Below are 16829 nucleotides of genomic sequence, written 5' to 3'. Positions count from 1 at the left end.
CGTCGGCGGGGCTCATGCGGCGCTGCCGATCAGCGACAGGGCCGGGCGCAGGGCGGTCAGGGCTGTGCGGCCATCGGTCAGCCGGCCGGCGCTGTCGAGCAGGCCGATCCGGGTCAGCCAGTCTTCGAATTCCGGCGCATGGCGGCGGCCGGTGACGCCTCGGATATAGAGCGCGTCGTGATAGGACAGGCTCTGATAATTCAGCATCACGTCGTCGGCGCCGGGCACCGTGATGACGAAGGTGACGCCGGCTTGCGCCAGCAATGTCAGCAGCGCGTCCATGTCATCCTGATCGGCATCGGCATGGTTGGTGTAGCAGACATCCACCCCCATCGGCAGGCCCAGCAGCTTGCCGCAGAAATGGTCTTCCAATCCGGCACGGGTGATCTGCTTGCCGTCATACAGATATTCCGGGCCGATGAAGCCGACCACGGTGTTGACGATCAGCGGGTCGAAGCGCCGGGCCACGGCATAGGCGCGGGCCTCCATGGTCTGCTGATCGACACCGTGATGGGCATCGGCCGACAGTGCCGAGCCCTGGCCGGTTTCGAAATACATCACATTGCGCCCGACCGTGCCGCGGTTCAGCGACAACCCGGCCTGATGGGCTTCGGCGAGGATGGCGAGATCGACGCCGAAGCCGCGATTGGCGGCTTCGGACCCGGCGATCGACTGGAACACCAGATCGACCGGCGCGCCACGGCCGATCGCCTCGATCGCGGTGGTCACATGGCCCAGGCAGCAATGCTGCACCGGCGCGTCCAGCCGCTGGCGGACATCATCGAGCAGGCGGCAGACGCGGGTATAGTCTTCCACGCCATCGGTGGCCGGGTTGACGCCGATCACCGCATCGCCGGCGCCGGCCAGAAGGCCGTCGAACAGCGACGCGGCGATGCCACGGTCGTCATCGGTCGGGTGATTGGGCTGCAACCGGGTCGCCAGCCGGCCGGGCAGGCCCAGTGTGGTGCGGAAGGCGGTGGTGACATGGCATTTCGCGGCCACCGCGATCAGATCCTGCAATCGCATGATCTTCGACACCGCCGCGGCCATTTCGGGCGTCAGGCCGGGACGCAGTGCCGCCAGCCGGTCCGGTGTCGCCATCGGCCCCAGCAGCCATTCGCGAAAGCCGCCGACGGTGAGCGCGCGGATCGGCGCGAAGGCCGCGGCATCATGATCGTCGATGATCGCCCGGGTGACCTCGCAGGCCTCATAAGGCACCACGACCTCGTTCAGAAACGCGCTCAGCGGCAGATCGGCCAGCAGCATCTGAGCCGCGATCCGCTCAACCGCCGTCTCGGCGGCAAGCCCCGCCAACTGGTCGCCCGACCGCAGCGGCGTGGCGCGGGCCAGCAGGGTTCTCAGATCTGGAAAGGTCCAGCGCGTGCCGCCGAGATCGATGGCATGGCGCGCCTTGGGCTGGTGGTCGGACATCACGCGTGAAGCACCCGGGCTGATGATGGCGGGCCCCTAAGCCATGGCGACGTCAGGGGCGCCACGTGGAGCGGTTCTGAAAACGATGCCCGTGGCGGCGGGCCGGGACGGATGAATGCGGGGGCGAACATTCACACAGCCAGTCTGCGCGAAACAGCGGTGATGTCCACAAGCTTGTCCCGCAGATGTCCCACCAGATGGGACCGGGCTTCGGGCAGGATGGACGGCCAAGACAGGTCTCCCGGGATGACGCACCCCGCACCCCGTACCCCGCACCCGCAGAGTTGAGGACATGCCACATGACCGGATCACGACACGATATCCAGACGGCATGCCGGCTGCCCCGCCACCGCCGGGCGGTTCTGCCATGGCTGGGGGTGCTGTTGCTGTCGGGTGGCGCGATGGCGGCGGACGCGACCCCGCCCAGGGATGCGGTGCCCAAGGATGCGGTGATGGCCGAGCCCGGGCCCCAGGCGGCCAGCCAGCGCGGCATGTCATGCGTTGGCGAGGAACCGTTCTGGAGCCTGGATATGGCCATGACCGAGGCGAAGCTGTCGCGGCCGGGGGCCGATGGCATCGACGAGACCGTGTTGACCGGTCAGCTTCAGTCGCTGGATTTCCTGGATCCGCCGATCCACAGCTTCCGGGGCGTGCCCGAGGACGCGCCCGATCAGGTGCTGGTCGCGACCATGGTGCCCGGGATCTGCGCCTCGACCATGTCGGACGAAACCCCCGACCGGCCATGGCGGGCGGTGATTTCCTTCCCCGATGGCAGCCTCGCCACCGGCTGCTGCAAACCCGCCGGCGAGGTGCAGGCCGTGCTGGACCCGACGGCCGGGCCGGCTGAGCGCGCCGGGGATGAGGCGGGGGCGGATGATGCCGCCCATAGCGATGACAGCCCGGCGGATGGCAGCTCGGCCGATGGCAGCCCGGCGCACGAGAACTGGGCGCGGGATCTGGCGAGCCTGATGCCGGCGATCCGCGCCTGCGTCGCCGATGGCCGGGTGCCGGTGCAGGCGGTGACGGCCGCACGGGTGATGAACGAGGGATTGATCGGCGTGCGGCTGCGGGCGCCCGACGGCTCGCGCCACGACTGCATCACCACCGACGCCAAAGTGTCGGCCATCGACCCGGTGCCCGAGGACGCGGCCGACACCTGGCCCGGCGAGGGCGATCCGCTGTTCCTGCCGGCCGGCGACCAGCCCCCCACGGCCGCCTGCGGCACCGTGGAGCGGGTGCTGGATGGCGACGGACGGCTTGTCGGCTATCTGCATGCGGCGCCATGCGGTTGAGCGGCGCCCGATCTGCCACAGCACAAAAAAAGGGGATCCCGGCGCGTGGCCGGCATCCCCCGTCTTCATCGTGCAGATCCGGTGCTCCGGTGCGGATCAGCGCACGATGATGTTCTTGAACGCCCAGGGCTCGCTGCGATCCAGATCCTCGGGGAACAGGGTCTCGCGGTCCTGCAGCGGGGTCCAGTTGGTCCAGTAGCCGGCCATGGTGCCGAGATAGGGGGTCGAGATTTCCATGATCCGGCGCTCGTCGACCTCTTCAGGCTCGACCAGACCGGCGGTGGGGTTCTCGATCGCCCAGATCATCGCCGCCAGCACCGACACCGTCACCTGAAGGCTGGTGGCGTTGTTGTGCGGCGCCAGTTCGCGGGCCTCGTCGATGGTCAACTGCGAGCCATACCAGTAGCTGCCCTTGGCGGGGCCGTTGATCAGCACGCCCAGTTCGTCGACGCCGCCGGGCTGGATCTCGTTCATCAGGATGCGGACGCTGGGCTGAAGCTCCCAGTTCTTGCCGGCGAATTCGTGCAGCGACAGCACGGCCTCGTCGCAGGGGTGATAGGCGTAATGGCTGGTCGGGCGATAGACCACCGCGCCTGCCTCGTCGCGGACCGTGAAGTAGTCGGCGATCGAGATCGACTCGTTATGGGTGACCAGCCAGCCATGGATCGGGCCTTCGCTGGGCACCCAGGTGCGCACGCGGGTGCCGGCGCCCGGACGCATCAGATAGATCGCGCTGTCGCAGCCGAAATCATGGCGGCGGCCCTCTGGCGGCATCTCGGGCTCATGCGTGCCCCAGCCCAGTTCCGACGGCTGGCAGCCCTCGCCGACGAAGCCGTTGACCGACCAGGTGTTGACGAATTCGCCACGCGCCTTGGCGGGCTCGCCCTTCTGGGTGTCGCGCTCGGCGATGTGCACGACCTTGACGTCGAGTGCCTGTGCCAGCGCCGCCCAGCCTTCACGGCTGCCGGGGCGGGTGGCATCGACGCCCGAGGCCTTGGCGATGTCGAGCAGCGCCACCTTCAGGAAATGCGACACCAGGCCCGGATTGGCGCCATGGGCGATGACCGCGGTCGATCCGGCACCCAGTTCGCGCTTCAGCGCCAGCGCGGTCTCGCGCAGCGCATAATTGCTGCGCTGCGACGGGCTGAGATCGGGGTCGGTATAGCCGCCCGGCCAGGGCTCGATGCAGGTGTCGACATAAAGCGCACCCAGCTCGCGGCACTTGCGGATCAGCGCGAGGCTTGAGACCTCGACCGAGACGTTGCACAGGAAATCGCCCTGGCCCAGCCGCGCTTCCAGCTCGCCCACGTAATTCTCGCGGGTCAGCGCCATCTTCAGGAAGGTGACGCCGTATTCATCGGCAACCGCCTTGCCGGCATCATCGGGCGAGATGATGGTGATGCGGTCGGGGGTGATGTCGATATGGCGCAGGATCAGCGGCAGAACGCCCTGTCCGATGCTGCCGAAGCCGAGCATCAACAGGCGGCCGGGGAGAGCGGCGTGCTTGGTCATGATGCGATATGCACTCCTTGAGCGCCGGCTTCACCCGCAGGGTGGCCGGCTGTCCCGCCTGGGCGATGGCCGAGGCGTCCGTGACATGGAACGGCGACGCGCGCGGCTTGTCCACCGCGCGCGTTCAAGATTTCAAGGCTTTGTCACAGAAAGCCGCTCGGCGCCGGGGCGCCGGCGCGGTCTTAACCGTGGTCAGCCGCGGTCCCCGCGCTTCGCGCCAAGCCGCAGGCGCAGCGCGTTCAGCTTGATGAAGCCCTGGGCGTCGCGCTGGTCATAGACCTGATCGGCCTCGAAGGTGGCGAAGGCCTCGTCATACAGGCTCTTCGGCGACTTGCGGCCGACGACCGTGACATTGCCCTTGAACAGCTTCAGCCGGACGGTGCCGACGACGTTCTTCTGGCTCTCATCCACCAGCGCCTGGATCATCTCGCGCTCGGGCGAGAACCAGAAGCCGTTATAGATCAGCTCCGCATAGCGCGGCATCAGCTCGTCCTTCAGGTGCGAGGCACCACGGTCGAGGGTCAGGCTTTCCATCGCGCGATGGGCCACGATCAGGATCGAGCCGCCGGGGGTTTCATACACGCCGCGCGACTTCATGCCGACGAAGCGGTTCTCGACCAGATCCAGCCGGCCGATGCCGTTGGCGCCGCCCAGATCGTTCAGCCGGGTCAGCAGGGCCGCCGGGCTCAGCGGCTCGCCGTCGATCGACACCGGGTCGCCATGCTCGAAGCCGATCTCGACATAGGTCGGCTCGTCGGGGGCGGCCGCGGGCGAAACCGAGCGGGTGAACATCTCCTCGTCGGGCTCGATCCACGGATCCTCCAGCGCCCGGCCCTCATACGAGATGTGCAGCAGATTGGCGTCGGTGGAATAGGGCGCCTCGCCGCGCTTGCCCTTGGCGATCGGGATCTGGTGCTTCTCGGCATAATCGATCAGCCGGGTGCGGGAATTCAGATCCCATTCCCGCCAGGGCGCGATCACCTTGATGCCGGGTTCCAGCGCGTAATAGCCAAGCTCGAACCGGACCTGATCATTGCCCTTGCCGGTGGCGCCATGCGACACGGCATCGGCACCCACCTTGCGGGCGATCTCGATCTGGCGCTTGGCGATCAGCGGCCGGGCGATCGAGGTGCCGAGCAGGTAGACGCCCTCATACAGCGCATTGGCGCGGAACATCGGGAAGACGTAATCGCGCACGAATTCCTCGCGCAGATCCTCCACGAAAATCTCGGACGCGCCCATCATCTCGGCCTTCGCGCGCGCCGGTTCCAGCTCCTCGCCCTGGCCGAGATCGGCTGTGAAGGTGACGACCTCGCAGCCGTAATTCTCCTGCAGCCAGCGCAGGATGATCGAGGTGTCGAGACCGCCGGAATAGGCGAGGACGACCTTCTTGACGTCGCGGCTCATGTTCTGAAAGCCCCCGGGAACGACAGGTTATGGGCGGAGTGTGCGGTGATCGCGGCGGCCCCGGACCATCAGGACGGCCGAAAACGACCCGCCCTGGACCCTCAAGGGCCGCGGATCGGCGCAGTATAGTGCAAACGCGCGTGGCGGCAACTGGTGCGGGGGCTCCGTGTGGAAGCATGGCCGGGCGCAGCCCTGCCATCCCGCCGGCCTTCGCGGCCGTCATTGGACGAGACGGCGCAACAGGTCAGTCGATGCGCGCGGTCTTGATGCGCAAGCGCGCGCCTGATGAGCGCTTCGTTCTGGTCGTCCGGGCTGGGACAGGCTTCGGGTCCACGATGTCTCCGAGCCTCGTTATGTGGAGGGGGGGCGGTCGGGAAGCCGGACAACGATATCGAGCTGTCCGCCGACGGCTTCGATATAGCTCTTCAGGGTCGACAGGTACATATCGGTCTGCTTCTCGATCTTCGAGACCGACGGCTGTTTGATCTTCAGCGTTGAGGCGATGTCGGTCTGGGCCTTGCCTACCGCACGGCGCAGCTCACCGAGACTTTCCACTTCGCCTCTCAGCTCTTCAAATCGGGCCTCCACGCGCGCCCGTCGATCGTCGGGGAGCGCGGCGATCACATCATCAAGCCTGCGTCCCATCATTTCTTCTCCGTCTTCAACGCCGCCAGGCGGTCGAGGTGTCTTTGATAGCGCTCGTCTGCTTCCGCGATCAGCGATTTGTAGAAACGCCTCTCGCTCGCGCCCGACTTGTCGCCGGCAACGAGCAGGATTGCCGACCGCTCCGGGTCGAATGCGAAGGCGACGCGCCAGACACCATCGCCGGCATTGAAGCGCAGTTCCTTCATATTCGCAAAGGCCGAGCCGTTCAGGGTATCGACATGTGGTCGCCCCAGTTGAGGACCAAACACACGGAGCAGTTTCGCGGAGGCCAGCAATTCATCCTGCACCGGCTGGGGGACCATCTCGAAATCCTCCTCTCCCCGGTCAGCTTTGCGCCCGTCACAGCGCCGACCGCGATGCCCCGTGCGCCTGTAGCGACGGCGCGATCTGTGCGGATACTATGAAACTTGCAGGAAAGCAGATGACATGGAACCGTATACGGAACGTCACTGAATATCTGCCTGGGAGCCGCTCCCGCATGAGCAGCGGCATGTCCACGCATATATCTCGCCCGCCTGCCGGTTCGCGGCCGCTTGCCTGCTGAACGAACTTGCCCGGATGCCAGCCAGGCTGTCGGCGGCATAAGGACGAGACCGGCTCGACCGGCCTTCACACAGCAAAGCGCCGGATGCCCCTCAGCGGCATCCGGCGCTTTTCACTATCGATGGCAGCCGTCTATTTCTGCGTCTGCGTCGCCGCCGTCTGGCCGAACAGGATGCTCTTGCCGGCTTCGGTGACGGTGGGGCGGTTTGCCAGCGGTTCGCCTTTTTCATAGGCGCTGAGCGTGGCCGGGCGGGCGCGGATGGTGTCGAACCAGCGGCGCAGGTTGGGGAAGTCGTCCAGCTGCTGCTGCTGGCGCTTCCAGGGCACGATCCAGGGATAGGCCGCCATGTCGGCGATGGTGTAGTCGTCACCGGCAATGAAGGCGCGGCCATTCAGCCGGCGGTCGAGCACGCCGTAGAGCCGGTTGGTCTCGTTGACATAGCGGGTGATGGCATAAGGGATCTTTTCAGGCGCGTAGAGACCGAAATGATGGTTCTGGCCGGCCATGGGGCCAAGCCCGCCCATCTGCCAGAACAGCCATTCGGTGACCGTCTTGCGGCCGCGCGGATCGGTGGGCCCGGGCAGGAAGCGGCCGGTCTTCTCGGCCAGATAGAGCAGGATCGCGCCGCTTTCGAACACCGTCAGCGGCTCGCCGCCATCGGCCGGGGCGTGATCGATGATCGCCGGCATGCGGTTGTTGGGCGAAAACGCCAGGAAGTCGGGCTTGAACTGGTCGCCGGCGCTGATATCCACCGGATGGATGGTGTAATCGAGCCCGGCTTCTTCCAGGAACATCGTGATCTTGTGGCCGTTGGGGGTTGGCCAGTAATACAGGTCGATCATCTCACGGGGCCTTCCTTGGCAGGCGATGACCCGGTCTCGCCGCCGGACGCGGTGTCGCCGGGAGACGCGGTGTCGAGCAGGAACAGGGCCGGGCGCAGCACGGCCTCAAGTAACGCGCGGTCGGGGCGGGTGCGGGCCAGAACCCGGATGCCCAGCAGCAGGCCCAGGAAATGGCGGGCCAGATCCTCGGCCGGCAGGCGGGTGGTGATGGTGCCGTCGCGCTGACCCCTGGTGACGCAATCGAGGAAGAACGCCTCCATCCGCATCAGCACCCCTGCCACGGCATCGCGGAAGCCGGGGTCGCGGGGCGTGGCCTCAAGCGCCGCGTTGATCGCCATGCAGCCGCGCTGCTGTGGATCGCCGACCGAGCGGTCGATGACCTCGGCGAAGAAGCCGGCGATCGCCTGACGTGGCGGCAGGCCCTGAAGCCGGCGCACCCGGTCGCCGAAGGTTTCCTCGACATAGCGGTCGAGCGCGCGGTGATAGAGCGCGCGCTTGTCGCCGAACGCGTTGTACAGGCTGGCACCGGTGATCCCCATGCCGGCGGTCAGGTCGCGGATCGATGTCGCCTCATAGCCATGCGCCCAGAAACACTGGATCGCCGCATCGAGCACCGCCGCTTCGTCGAACTCTCGGGGCCGGGCCATGGCTGTCTGTCGTCCTCGGCTGACATGGTCGTCGTGATTGGTGCAATGCGGTTGCATGTTGCCATCCGCATCGCTTGAGGGCATTTTAAATCGATCGATCTAAAACGCAAGCAGCGACCACGGAGCGGTGATGACCCAGGCGGAAACCACAGGACCGGCATCCGGCCCCGGCAATACCCTTCGGGGCGTGCTGTGGGCGGCGCTGTCGGTGGCGATCTTCTCGGGCTGGTTCGTCGTCACCCGGTTCAGCGTCGCGCAGGCGGGCGGTGTGTCGACGCTGACGGTCTGGGACATCACCGTGCTGCGCTTCGGCGTCGGCGCGGTGATCCTGCTGCCGGTGCTGCTGGCACCATGGCTGATCCGTGGCCGCCGACGGCTTCCCCCCGGCGCCGGCCGCGAAGGGTTGCTGTTCGCGGTGCTGTGGGGCGCGCCTTTCGTGCTGCTGATCGCCTTGGGGCTGCAACTCACCTCGGCCGGGCGCGCGGCGGCGGTGACGCCGACCATGATGCCGGTCTTCGCCGGCCTGTTCGGCTGGCTGCTGCTGGGCGACCGGCCCGGCCGGCTGCGGCTGGCCGGCTATGCCGCCATCGCCGCCGGCCTGCTGGGCCTGATCCTGGCCGGTGCCGGCCTGCACGGCATGCGGGCCGTGGCTGGTTTCGCCGCCATGCTGGGGGCGGCGGCGCTGTGGGCGATCTATACCCTGCGCTTCCGCCGAAGCGGGCTGACCGCCTTGCAGTCGGCGGCGCTGATCTGTGTCTGGTCGGCGCTGCTGGTGGTGCCGGGCTATCTGATTCTGGGCCTTGGCCAGTTGCAGGCGGCACCGCTTCAGGAAGTGCTGGTCCAGGCCGGTTATCAGGGCGTGCTGATGAGCGTGGTGGCGGTGATCACCTTCAACCGCGCCATCGCCCTGCTGGGGCCGGCGGCGGCCACCGCCATGATCGCGCTGATCCCCGTCACCGCCTCGCTGCTCGCCTTCCTGGTGCTGGGCGAAACCTTGAACCCGGTAGAGATCGCGGCGGTGCTGGTCATCGTCGCGGGCGTGCTGCTGGCATCGCGATCACCCGCCTCCGGCACAACCGCCGACCTCTCATCCCCCCGACCCCGAAACGAGGCTTCCCGATGATCCGCTTCTATTTCCACCCGACCCCCAACCCCGCCAAAGTGGCGCTGCTGCTGGAGGAAACCGGCCTTGCCTATGAGGTGGTGCCGGTGGATACCAGCAAGGGCGAGCAGCACGACCCGGCCTTCCGGGCGATCAATCCCAATGGCAAGGTGCCGGCGATCATCGATACCGACGGCCCCGGCGGTCGCGAGGCGCGGGTGTTCGATTCCACCGCCATCCTGCTCTATCTGGCCGAAAAGGCCGGCCGCTTCACCGGCGATCCGCAGGACCGCCCCGAACTGCTGTCCTGGCTGATGTTCATCGCCTCGGGGCTCGGCCCCTATTCGGGGCAGGCGGTGCATTTCCAGCATGCCGCCCCCGCCGGGCTCGACTATGCGGTCAACCGCTATCGGCGCGAGGCCGAGCGCCATTATCAGGTACTGGACGACCACATGGCCGGCCGCGATTACATCGTCGGCGACAGCTACACCATCGCCGACATCTCGGCCTGGGGCTGGCTGGAGCGGGCCTCGCGGGTGCTGAAGGGCGCCGAGCCGCCGCTGGCCGGCTTCCCCAATCTGGACCGCTGGTTCAAGGCCATCGATGCCCGCCCGGCCGCCGCCCGTGCCCGCGCCGTCGGCCGCGACATCGACTTCAAGACGACACGCGACGAAGCGGCTCTGCGCGCCCTGTTCCCGTCGAATTATCCGCCGGCCTGACCGACCGCCCGGTCGGCGGCGGCCTGATCGGCGGGCAGGGCCGAGATCGCGACCAGATCGAGGCGCGCATCCAGCCCGTCGACCGGGGCGGCCACCAGCCGCTGCAACCGGCTGCGCCGGGGCCGCCAGCCGGTGGCCTCGGCCGCATCGACCACGCCGGCTTCGGCGAGGGCGACGGTGCCGGCGACCCGGTTGTGCTTCTCGATCTTGGCGGCCAGATTGACCGGGGCGCCGATCACAGTCAGCTCCAGCCGGCTGGCATCGCCGACCGCGCCGAACACCACCCGGCCGCCGGCGATGCCGATGCCGATCGCCACCGGCTCCTGCCCGCCCTGGCGGCGCGCGTCATTCCACAGGCCGACGGTGTCGAGCACCGCTTCGGCCGCGGCCATGGCCTGCGCGCAATGGCCGGCTTCGGGGGTGACCGCGCCGAAGGTCGCCATGATGCCGTCGCCGAGGAACTTGTCGATCGCACCACCCTCGGCCTGGATCACCGGCACCAGCCGCGACTGGTAATCGGCCAGCAGGCTCATCAGCGCGTCCGGCGCCATCCGCTCGCTCATCCGGCTGAAGCCGCGGATGTCGATCATCATGATCGCCGCCACCCGCTCCACGCCCGATCCGGGCTGGATGGCAAGCCCGGTCTCGGCGATCCGGCGCGCGATGTCGGGGGCGAAGAACCGGGCGAGCGAGGCGCGGGCCGCCCCTTCCTCCTCGGCCCGCACCAGCATGTTACGGGCGCGGGCCAGCCCGGCCGCAAGCACGGCGGTGACCACCAGGATCACCACGATTTTGTCGACCTCGGCGCCGATCAGCACGCGCGGGCCGCTCATATAGGCGACATAGTCACGGGTGATGACCGACATCCCGCCACCATCCCACAGCGCATAGAACAGCAGCGCCAGCCATCCGGCCGCTGCCGCACCGCCCGCCAGCAGCACATAGCCGGGCTCGAAGCGCAGGCAGCGCAGGGCGATGAAGATGAACACATACATCAGCGTTGGCGCCTTCAGGTAGAAGGCGGCCGGCTGACCATACTGGATGTGAAAGCTCCAGATCAGTCCGATCAGCAGCGCCATGTCCATCACCACAGACAACGCCAGGAACCAGCCCGGTAACGGCCGATGCCGGGCGATCCGCATCCGGATCACCGTGAACACGGTATAGATCGCCAGCGCCCAGGGCACCGGCTGGAACATCACGTCCGATCCGCCGGCCCGGGGGCTGAAGGCATAGAGGCTGGCGAACAGCGCGATCACACCCAACTGCGCCCAGCCGACCACCCGCTCGGCGGCGGCCTGACTGTCGGCGATGGCGGCCTGAAGCCGCGCCGGCATGCCCCCCGGCGGTTTCCGCATCCACCCGAATGCCATCTGCCCTGCGTCGCTCCCCCTTCAAGCACGGCCCCGCGCGCCTGTGGCGCCCCACCCGCGTCTGACCTCATGGTCAAGACTAGGCGGTGGCACCGGCCGCGGCCACCAGAATGCGCCGGGCCGTCGACAACCGCCGGTCCGGCATCGCATGATGGCGGCCGGCCGCGCGGCCGAGCATCGACACCGGAGGTATTGCCCCATGTACCGGCTGTATATCGCCAACAAGAACTACTCGTCCTGGTCGCTGAGGCCCTGGGTGCTGATGCGGATGCTGGATATCCCGTTCGAGGAATGCCAGGTGCCGTTCGGCGGCACGGTCAACTGGCAGGCCTTCCGCGCCTTTTCGCCCGCCGGCACCGTGCCCTGCCTGGATGATGGCGGGCTGGCGGTGTGGGATTCGATGGCGATCATGGAATATCTGGCCGAGCGCCATGCCGGTGTGTGGCCGGCCGACACCCGCGCGCGCGCCTGGGCACGGTCTGCCGCGGCCGAGATGCATGCAGGCTTCACCACACTGCGCAGCCGCTGCCCGATGTCGTGCGGCGTGCGGGTGCGGCTGCGCGACCATCCGCCGGCGCTCGCCCGCGACCTGAACCGGCTGGCGGAAGTGTGGGGCGAGGGGCTGGCGCGGTTCGGCGGGCCGTTCCTGGCCGGTCCCGCCTTCACGGCGGTGGACGCGTTCTTTGCGCCGGTGGCTTTCCGCATCCAGAGTTATGGCCTGGTTCCGGGCGGTGCCGCCGATGATTATGCAGCCCGGCTGCTGGCGCTGCCGGCGATGCGCGCCTGGTATGATGCCGGTCTGGCGGAACCCTGGATCGAACCCGGCCACGAGGCCGAGATGGCGGCGAGCGGCACTGTGCTGCAGGATCTGCGCGCCGCCGCCCGCTGATCCCGCCGGCGGCAATCCGGTGCCGCCCATCATTCACCACACCGTCAGGAGCAGGCAGCCCCGATGTCGTCCCCCATTTCCTATCGGCGCGAGATGCCGTTCGATTATGGCCGTCTGGAAACCGTGGCGCCGGGGCTGCGGCGGATCGTGGCGCGCAACCCCTCGGCCTTCACCTTTCACGGCACCGGCACCTATGTGGTGGGGGAGGGCCGTGTGGCGGTGATCGATCCGGGGCCGTATCTGCCGGAGCATGTGGCGGCACTGCTGGCGGGGCTGGGGAATGAACAGGTGAGCCATATTCTGGTCACCCACACCCATAACGACCATTCCCCGGCGGCCGCATTGCTGAAGCAGGCGACCGGCGCCGAAAGCTGGGCCTTCGGCCCCCATGGCGCCGGTCGCGCGGGCGCGGATGGCGCCGGCGCGGCGGCGGTGGAGGAGGGCGGCGACCGCGATTTCCAGCCCGATCACCTGCTGGCCGATGGCGATGTGATCCGGGGCCAGGGCTGGACGATCGAGGCGGTGCATACCCCCGGCCATACCTCGAACCATCTGTGCTTCGGCTGGCGCGAGACCCGGACCCTGTTTTCAGGCGATCATGTGATGGGCTGGTCGACCAGCGTCATCGCGCCGCCGGATGGCGAGATGGCGGCCTATCTGGCCAGCCTGCACAAGCTGCTGGATCGCGACGACGCGGTCTACTGGCCGACGCATGGCCCGGCGATCACCGACCCGCACCCCCATGTCCGCGCCTTCATCGCCCATCGCCAGGCGCGTGAGGACCAGATCCTGACGGCACTGGCCGCGGGGCCGGCACGGATCGTCGAGATGGTGCCGGCGATGTATCAGGGCACCGATCCGCGGCTGTTTCCGGCGGCGGCGCGGTCGGTTCTGGCGCATCTGCTGCATCTTGAGACGCGTGGATTGGTGACGGCGGGTGACGGCGCGCCGCTGGACGCCGTCTGGCAGCGGGGCTGACGGCGCCGGTCAACGGGCGGCGGTCCGATAGTGATAGGCGGGCGGGCTGTCTGGGGTTTCGATGTCGGCCGGCGTATCGGTGCCGGCCGCGCGCGCCTGCATGCGGTGATGATCGGGCGACCGGGTGCAGGCCGGGTCGGTGGCGCGGGCATCGCCCAGAATCGCCAGCGCCTGACAGCGACAGCCGCCGAAATCCACGTCGCGCCGATCGCAGGACCGGCAGGGCTCTGGCATCCAGGCCGTGCCCCGAAAGGCGTTGAAGGCCGGGGCGTCGGCCCAGATCCGGTCGAGCGGATGATCGGTGACCGACCAGATCTCCAGCCCTGGAATGGTCTCGGCGGCGTGACAGGGCAGCACCCGGCCCGCGGGCGTCACCGTCAGCACCATCCGCCCCCATCCGCCCATGCAGGCCTTGGGGAAGCGGGCATAATGGTCGGGCACGACATGATCGATGGTGATCCGGCCGGCCAGATCGCGCTTCAGCGCTTCCACCTGCCGGACGGCGGCCAGCGCCTCGGCGCGGGTTGGCAGCAGGGCCTGGCGGTTGACCTCGGCCCAGCCGTGATACTGGGCATGGGCCACCTCCAGCCGGCCGGCACCCAGCGCGATCGCCTGATCCACGATTGTCGCCACCCGTGCCAGATTGGCGCGATGGATGACCACGTTCACGGTCAGCGGCAGGCCCGTCTCCGTCACCCAGCCCGCCACCTGCCGTTTGCGGGCATGGGCGCCAGGGCGGCCGGCGATCCGGTCGGCGCTGGCGGGCTCGGCGGCCTGGATCGATAGCTGGACATGGTCGAGCCCGGCATCGGCCAGGGCCTGAAGTCGCGCCTGCGTCAGCCCCAGCCCCGAGGTGATCAGGTTGGTGTAGAGCCCCAGCCCGGCGCAGTGGCCGACCAGCACCTCCAGATCAGAGCGGGCGGCCGGCTCGCCACCGGACAGATGGACCTGAAGCACGCCCAGAGCCGCCGCTTCGCTGAACACCCGCATCCAGGTGCCGGTATCGAGTTCGGCGGCGCGTGCCTCCAGCACCAGCGGGTTGGAACAATAGGGGCAGGCCAGCGGGCAGCGATGGGTGAGTTCGGCCAGAAGGCCCGCAGGCGCGGGCACGGGCGGGGTGATTGGCGCGGGCGGGGTGACTGGCACGGGCGGGGTGACTGGCACGGGCGGGGTGACTGGGCGGATCGTCATGACATCACCATCAGTCGCCTGACGACCATCTGGCTCAGCAGCAGACGGGTATCGCTGGCGACCCGCTCGGGTGCGGCACCCGACAACGCCACCAGATCGGCGATGATCTGGTCCAGAGTGGCCGCGCCGGTGCAGCGGCGGATGATTTCCAGCGCCACCGGGTTGGGCTCGATCAGGGTTTCGGGGGCGAGCAGGATCCAGCGGTCGCGGACGGTGTCGTGGCGCAGACGCACGCCGCGCGCCAGATGCGGCCGCGCGCTTCCGGCCAGGATGTCCTCCGGCGATCCGCCGGTCATGTCCAGACCTTGGCGTCATCGTCGGGCTGCCAGGCACCGGGCGGCGGGTGGCCGGCGACATAGGCGTGCCACAATGCGTCCAACTGTGCCCAGAGCACATCGGTCTTGAACACCAGTGCCGCCATCACCGCCTGCTGGTCGGCCGGTGTGACGGCATGGCGGCGAACGTAATCCAGCGCGAAGGCCGCGTCGCGTTCGGCCTGTGGCGGGCGGCGGGTGAAATAGGCCAGGGCCGCGCCGTCGATGAAATCGTAATGGGCGAGCATGCCGCTGACCCGCTCGCCGATCACCTGCGGTGAGAACAATTCGGTCAGGGACGAGGCGATGGCGTCGAGCAGCGGCCGCTCGGCGCAGAAATGCACATAGGCGCCGACCGCGAAGCGGGTGGCGGGCAGCACGCCGCGCCCGGCGGTGACCATGGCGCGGTCCAGCCCCACGGCGTCGGTCAGCGCCAGCCAGCGGGCGATGCCGCCATCCTCCGCCCCTGCGTCGCCCCCGCTCCCACCACCCTGATCCTCGCCGTCATGATCGGTGATCCGTTGCCGCCAGGCCCGGCGCAGCGCCGGATCGTCCATCCGGGCCAGGATGGTGGCGTCCTTGATGGGGATCCGCGATTGATAGTGATAGCGGTTCAGGGCCCAGGCCTGCACTTCCACCCGCGTGCAGGCGCCGCCATGCAGCCGGCGGTGAAAGGGATGCAGATTGTGATAGCGCGCGGCACCGATCCGGCGCAGCGCCGCTTCAAGCTGGTCGGGGGTGAGAGGGGCTTCATCCGGCGCGGTCACAGGCGGATCTCCATACCGTCATGGGCGATCGCCCAGCCGGCGGCTTCAACCAGCCGCTGCTGCGGGGAGCCGTCGACCAGAACCGGGTTGGTGTTGTTGATGTGCATGTAAACCTTCAACGGCACGTCGATGCCGTCCAGCGCCGCCATCGATCCCAGCGGCCCATCCATCGCCATATGCCCCATGCGGGCGGCGGTTTTGGGCGACAGACCCAGCGCCGGCATCTCGTCATCGGTGAAGGTGGTGCCGTCGAACAGCAGCAGGTCGGCACCGCACACGCGCTCGCGGACCGCATCGGTCACCGCCGCGCAATTGGGTATGCACACCGCCCGTCTGCCGCCGGCCTGGAACAGGAAACCCAGCACCCGGCCATCATCGGCGGCGGTCTCGGCTGCCGTCCAGGCGGTGGTGGTGTCTTCCATATAGAGCGGCACTTTGCCGGGCACCGGAAAGGCGGTGACCGCAAGGCCGCCCGCCATCGTCACCGGCACATCCACCGGCAACGGCCGGCGGGCCACCATATCGGGCGCCAGCACGTTGAACACGGCGTTGTCGCGCAGGATGTCCAGCGCCCGGGGGCCGGCATGGATGGTCAGGGGCTGGCGCTCCCGCAGGGTCAGCAGCCCGGCCACGTGATCGATGTCGCCATTGGTCAGGATGACATCGGTGATCGGGCTGTGGCGCCGGCTGTCGGTGACCCGGGGATGCAGGGCGGATGTGGCCAGGATCTGCGTGCGCAGATCGGGCGATGCGTTCAGCAGCACCCAGTCGCTGCCATTGGCGCTGATCGCCAGACTCGACTGGGTGCGCGGGCGTACCCGCGGATCACCGGCCCAGGCCAGCGCGCAGACCGGGCAGCGGCAGTTCCATTGCGGGGAGCCGCCGCCCGCCGCGGCACCAAGAATGACGACGCGCAAGACGTGCGCTCAGTCGTCGCTGTCTTCGGGCGTGGCGATACCCGGCTGGGTATCGGCCATCTCGGCGCAGGCATAGCAGTTGATTTCCATGCCAAGGCGGGTTTCGACGATCATCGGCGTGGTCCAGGACATGAGGTCTGATCTCCCGTTCGATGGGCGTTCCCTCAAGATATGGAAACGCCCGGCGTTGTCGCCAATCGAAACGATCGAACGCCCGGATGGTTCCCGGCCGGAGGGC

18 protein-coding genes are annotated in these 16829 nt (G+C 68.3%); 5 read left to right on the top strand and 13 right to left on the bottom strand.

All coding sequences use genetic code 11. From position 1 onward, the window contains the following. Positions 1-12 precede the first annotated feature (12 nt). Entirely contained in the window at positions 13-1431 is a 1419-nt protein-coding gene (locus tag WG924_RS14355) for an ethanolamine ammonia-lyase subunit EutB (protein ID WP_345933738.1), read from the bottom strand. Positions 1432-1730: 299 nt separating this feature from the next. Here WG924_RS14355 and WG924_RS14350 point away from each other — a divergent pair, with 299 nt between their 5' ends. Then, entirely contained in the window at positions 1731-2723 is a 993-nt protein-coding gene (locus WG924_RS14350; protein WP_345933737.1) for a hypothetical protein, read from the top strand. A gap of 96 nt (positions 2724-2819) precedes the next feature. Here the strand turns inward: WG924_RS14350 and WG924_RS14345 are convergent, their stop codons facing one another. From WG924_RS14345 to WG924_RS14320, 6 genes are all read right to left on the bottom strand, one after another. Beyond that, positions 2820-4235, bottom strand: coding sequence for a homospermidine synthase (locus WG924_RS14345; protein ID WP_345933736.1), 1416 nt, complete (start codon positions 4233-4235; stop codon positions 2820-2822). A 192-nt stretch (positions 4236-4427) separates the two neighbouring features. Beyond that, complete coding sequence (locus WG924_RS14340) at positions 4428-5642, bottom strand: argininosuccinate synthase (protein ID WP_345933735.1); 1215 nt, start codon at positions 5640-5642, stop codon at positions 4428-4430. Between the two features lie 351 nt (positions 5643-5993). Further along, positions 5994-6287 carry an XRE family transcriptional regulator gene (locus WG924_RS14335; RefSeq protein ID WP_345933734.1) on the bottom strand — a complete coding sequence of 98 codons (294 nt, stop codon included), beginning with the start codon at positions 6285-6287 and terminating at the stop codon, positions 5994-5996. Next, a complete protein-coding gene (locus WG924_RS14330) occupies positions 6287-6610 on the bottom strand; it encodes a type II toxin-antitoxin system RelE/ParE family toxin (RefSeq protein WP_345933733.1) in 324 nt (107 codons plus the stop codon). Before WG924_RS14330 ends, WG924_RS14335 begins: the two co-directional genes overlap by 1 nt. 373 nt (positions 6611-6983) lie before the next feature. Further along, positions 6984-7694: a glutathione binding-like protein gene (locus tag WG924_RS14325; RefSeq protein ID WP_345933731.1), complete on the bottom strand. Its 711-nt coding sequence runs from the start codon at positions 7692-7694 to the stop codon at positions 6984-6986. After that, positions 7691-8341, bottom strand: a complete 651-nt coding sequence (locus WG924_RS14320) for a TetR/AcrR family transcriptional regulator (protein ID WP_345933729.1) — start codon at positions 8339-8341, stop codon at positions 7691-7693. The genes WG924_RS14325 and WG924_RS14320 overlap by 4 nt, the downstream gene beginning before the upstream one ends. A 130-nt stretch (positions 8342-8471) precedes the next feature. Between WG924_RS14320 and WG924_RS14315 the strand changes: the two genes are divergently transcribed. Together WG924_RS14315 and WG924_RS14310 are read left to right on the top strand one after the other, a co-directional pair. Next, the gene (locus WG924_RS14315; RefSeq protein ID WP_345933728.1) at positions 8472-9464 is read left to right on the top strand and encodes a DMT family transporter; all 993 of its coding nucleotides are present in this window, start codon (positions 8472-8474) and stop codon (positions 9462-9464) included. Beyond that, positions 9461-10162, top strand: coding sequence for a glutathione S-transferase family protein (locus WG924_RS14310; RefSeq protein ID WP_345933726.1), 702 nt, complete (start codon positions 9461-9463; stop codon positions 10160-10162). Before WG924_RS14315 ends, WG924_RS14310 begins: the two co-directional genes overlap by 4 nt. On the opposite strand, the gene WG924_RS14305 is transcribed toward WG924_RS14310, so the two are convergent. Then, positions 10147-11499 (bottom strand): adenylate/guanylate cyclase domain-containing protein, encoded by a 1353-nt coding sequence (locus WG924_RS14305; protein WP_345933724.1) that lies wholly within the window; start codon positions 11497-11499, stop codon positions 10147-10149. The two genes, WG924_RS14310 and WG924_RS14305, sit on opposite strands and share 16 nt — an antisense overlap. Before the next feature lie 235 nt (positions 11500-11734). Here WG924_RS14305 and WG924_RS14300 point away from each other — a divergent pair, with 235 nt between their 5' ends. Together WG924_RS14300 and WG924_RS14295 are read left to right on the top strand one after the other, a co-directional pair. Continuing rightward, entirely contained in the window at positions 11735-12424 is a 690-nt protein-coding gene (locus WG924_RS14300; RefSeq protein WP_345933723.1) for a glutathione S-transferase family protein, read from the top strand. A gap of 63 nt (positions 12425-12487) precedes the next feature. After that, positions 12488-13402 carry an MBL fold metallo-hydrolase gene (locus tag WG924_RS14295; RefSeq protein ID WP_345933722.1) on the top strand — a complete coding sequence of 305 codons (915 nt, stop codon included), beginning with the start codon at positions 12488-12490 and terminating at the stop codon, positions 13400-13402. A gap of 9 nt (positions 13403-13411) precedes the next feature. On the opposite strand, the gene pqqE is transcribed toward WG924_RS14295, so the two are convergent. From pqqE to pqqA, 5 genes are read right to left on the bottom strand one after another with little or no spacing between them, the layout of a single operon-like run. Beyond that, a complete protein-coding gene (pqqE, locus tag WG924_RS14290) occupies positions 13412-14593 on the bottom strand; it encodes a pyrroloquinoline quinone biosynthesis protein PqqE (protein ID WP_372044853.1) in 1182 nt (393 codons plus the stop codon). Next, a complete protein-coding gene (gene pqqD, locus WG924_RS14285) occupies positions 14590-14889 on the bottom strand; it encodes a pyrroloquinoline quinone biosynthesis peptide chaperone PqqD (protein ID WP_345933720.1) in 300 nt (99 codons plus the stop codon). The genes pqqE and pqqD overlap by 4 nt, the downstream gene beginning before the upstream one ends. Continuing rightward, positions 14886-15674, bottom strand: coding sequence for a pyrroloquinoline-quinone synthase PqqC (gene pqqC / locus WG924_RS14280; protein ID WP_345933719.1), 789 nt, complete (start codon positions 15672-15674; stop codon positions 14886-14888). The genes pqqD and pqqC overlap by 4 nt, the downstream gene beginning before the upstream one ends. Continuing rightward, on the bottom strand, positions 15671-16591 hold the full coding sequence (gene pqqB, locus WG924_RS14275; protein ID WP_345933718.1) for a pyrroloquinoline quinone biosynthesis protein PqqB: 921 nt from the start codon (positions 16589-16591) through the stop codon (positions 15671-15673). Before pqqB ends, pqqC begins: the two co-directional genes overlap by 4 nt. A 9-nt stretch (positions 16592-16600) precedes the next feature. Beyond that, entirely contained in the window at positions 16601-16723 is a 123-nt protein-coding gene (pqqA, locus tag WG924_RS14270) for a pyrroloquinoline quinone precursor peptide PqqA (RefSeq protein WP_345933717.1), read from the bottom strand. Between the last annotated feature and the right edge of the window lie 106 nt (positions 16724-16829).

This window comes from Tistrella arctica (assembly GCF_039630945.1).
Classification (GTDB): Bacteria; Pseudomonadota; Alphaproteobacteria; order Tistrellales; family Tistrellaceae; genus Tistrella; species Tistrella bauzanensis.
The sequence above is the reverse complement of the archived record's forward strand: the minus strand, read 5'-3'. Positions and strand labels throughout refer to the sequence as shown.

Coding starts and splice junctions, on each gene's coding strand:
- WG924_RS14355 (WP_345933738.1), bottom strand. CDS start 1,431: ATGTCCGACCACCAGCCCAAGGCGCGCCATGCCATCGATCTCGGCGGC.
- WG924_RS14350 (WP_345933737.1), top strand. CDS start 1,731: ATGACCGGATCACGACACGATATCCAGACGGCATGCCGGCTGCCCCGC.
- WG924_RS14345 (WP_345933736.1), bottom strand. CDS start 4,235: ATGACCAAGCACGCCGCTCTCCCCGGCCGCCTGTTGATGCTCGGCTTC.
- WG924_RS14340 (WP_345933735.1), bottom strand. CDS start 5,642: ATGAGCCGCGACGTCAAGAAGGTCGTCCTCGCCTATTCCGGCGGTCTC.
- WG924_RS14335 (WP_345933734.1), bottom strand. CDS start 6,287: ATGGGACGCAGGCTTGATGATGTGATCGCCGCGCTCCCCGACGATCGA.
- WG924_RS14330 (WP_345933733.1), bottom strand. CDS start 6,610: ATGGTCCCCCAGCCGGTGCAGGATGAATTGCTGGCCTCCGCGAAACTG.
- WG924_RS14325 (WP_345933731.1), bottom strand. CDS start 7,694: ATGATCGACCTGTATTACTGGCCAACCCCCAACGGCCACAAGATCACG.
- WG924_RS14320 (WP_345933729.1), bottom strand. CDS start 8,341: ATGGCCCGGCCCCGAGAGTTCGACGAAGCGGCGGTGCTCGATGCGGCG.
- WG924_RS14315 (WP_345933728.1), top strand. CDS start 8,472: ATGACCCAGGCGGAAACCACAGGACCGGCATCCGGCCCCGGCAATACC.
- WG924_RS14310 (WP_345933726.1), top strand. CDS start 9,461: ATGATCCGCTTCTATTTCCACCCGACCCCCAACCCCGCCAAAGTGGCG.
- WG924_RS14305 (WP_345933724.1), bottom strand. CDS start 11,499: ATGCCGGCGCGGCTTCAGGCCGCCATCGCCGACAGTCAGGCCGCCGCC.
- WG924_RS14300 (WP_345933723.1), top strand. CDS start 11,735: ATGTACCGGCTGTATATCGCCAACAAGAACTACTCGTCCTGGTCGCTG.
- WG924_RS14295 (WP_345933722.1), top strand. CDS start 12,488: ATGTCGTCCCCCATTTCCTATCGGCGCGAGATGCCGTTCGATTATGGC.
- pqqE (WP_372044853.1), bottom strand. CDS start 14,593: ATGACGATCCGCCCAGTCACCCCGCCCGTGCCAGTCACCCCGCCCGTG.
- pqqD (WP_345933720.1), bottom strand. CDS start 14,889: ATGACCGGCGGATCGCCGGAGGACATCCTGGCCGGAAGCGCGCGGCCG.
- pqqA (WP_345933717.1), bottom strand. CDS start 16,723: ATGTCCTGGACCACGCCGATGATCGTCGAAACCCGCCTTGGCATGGAA.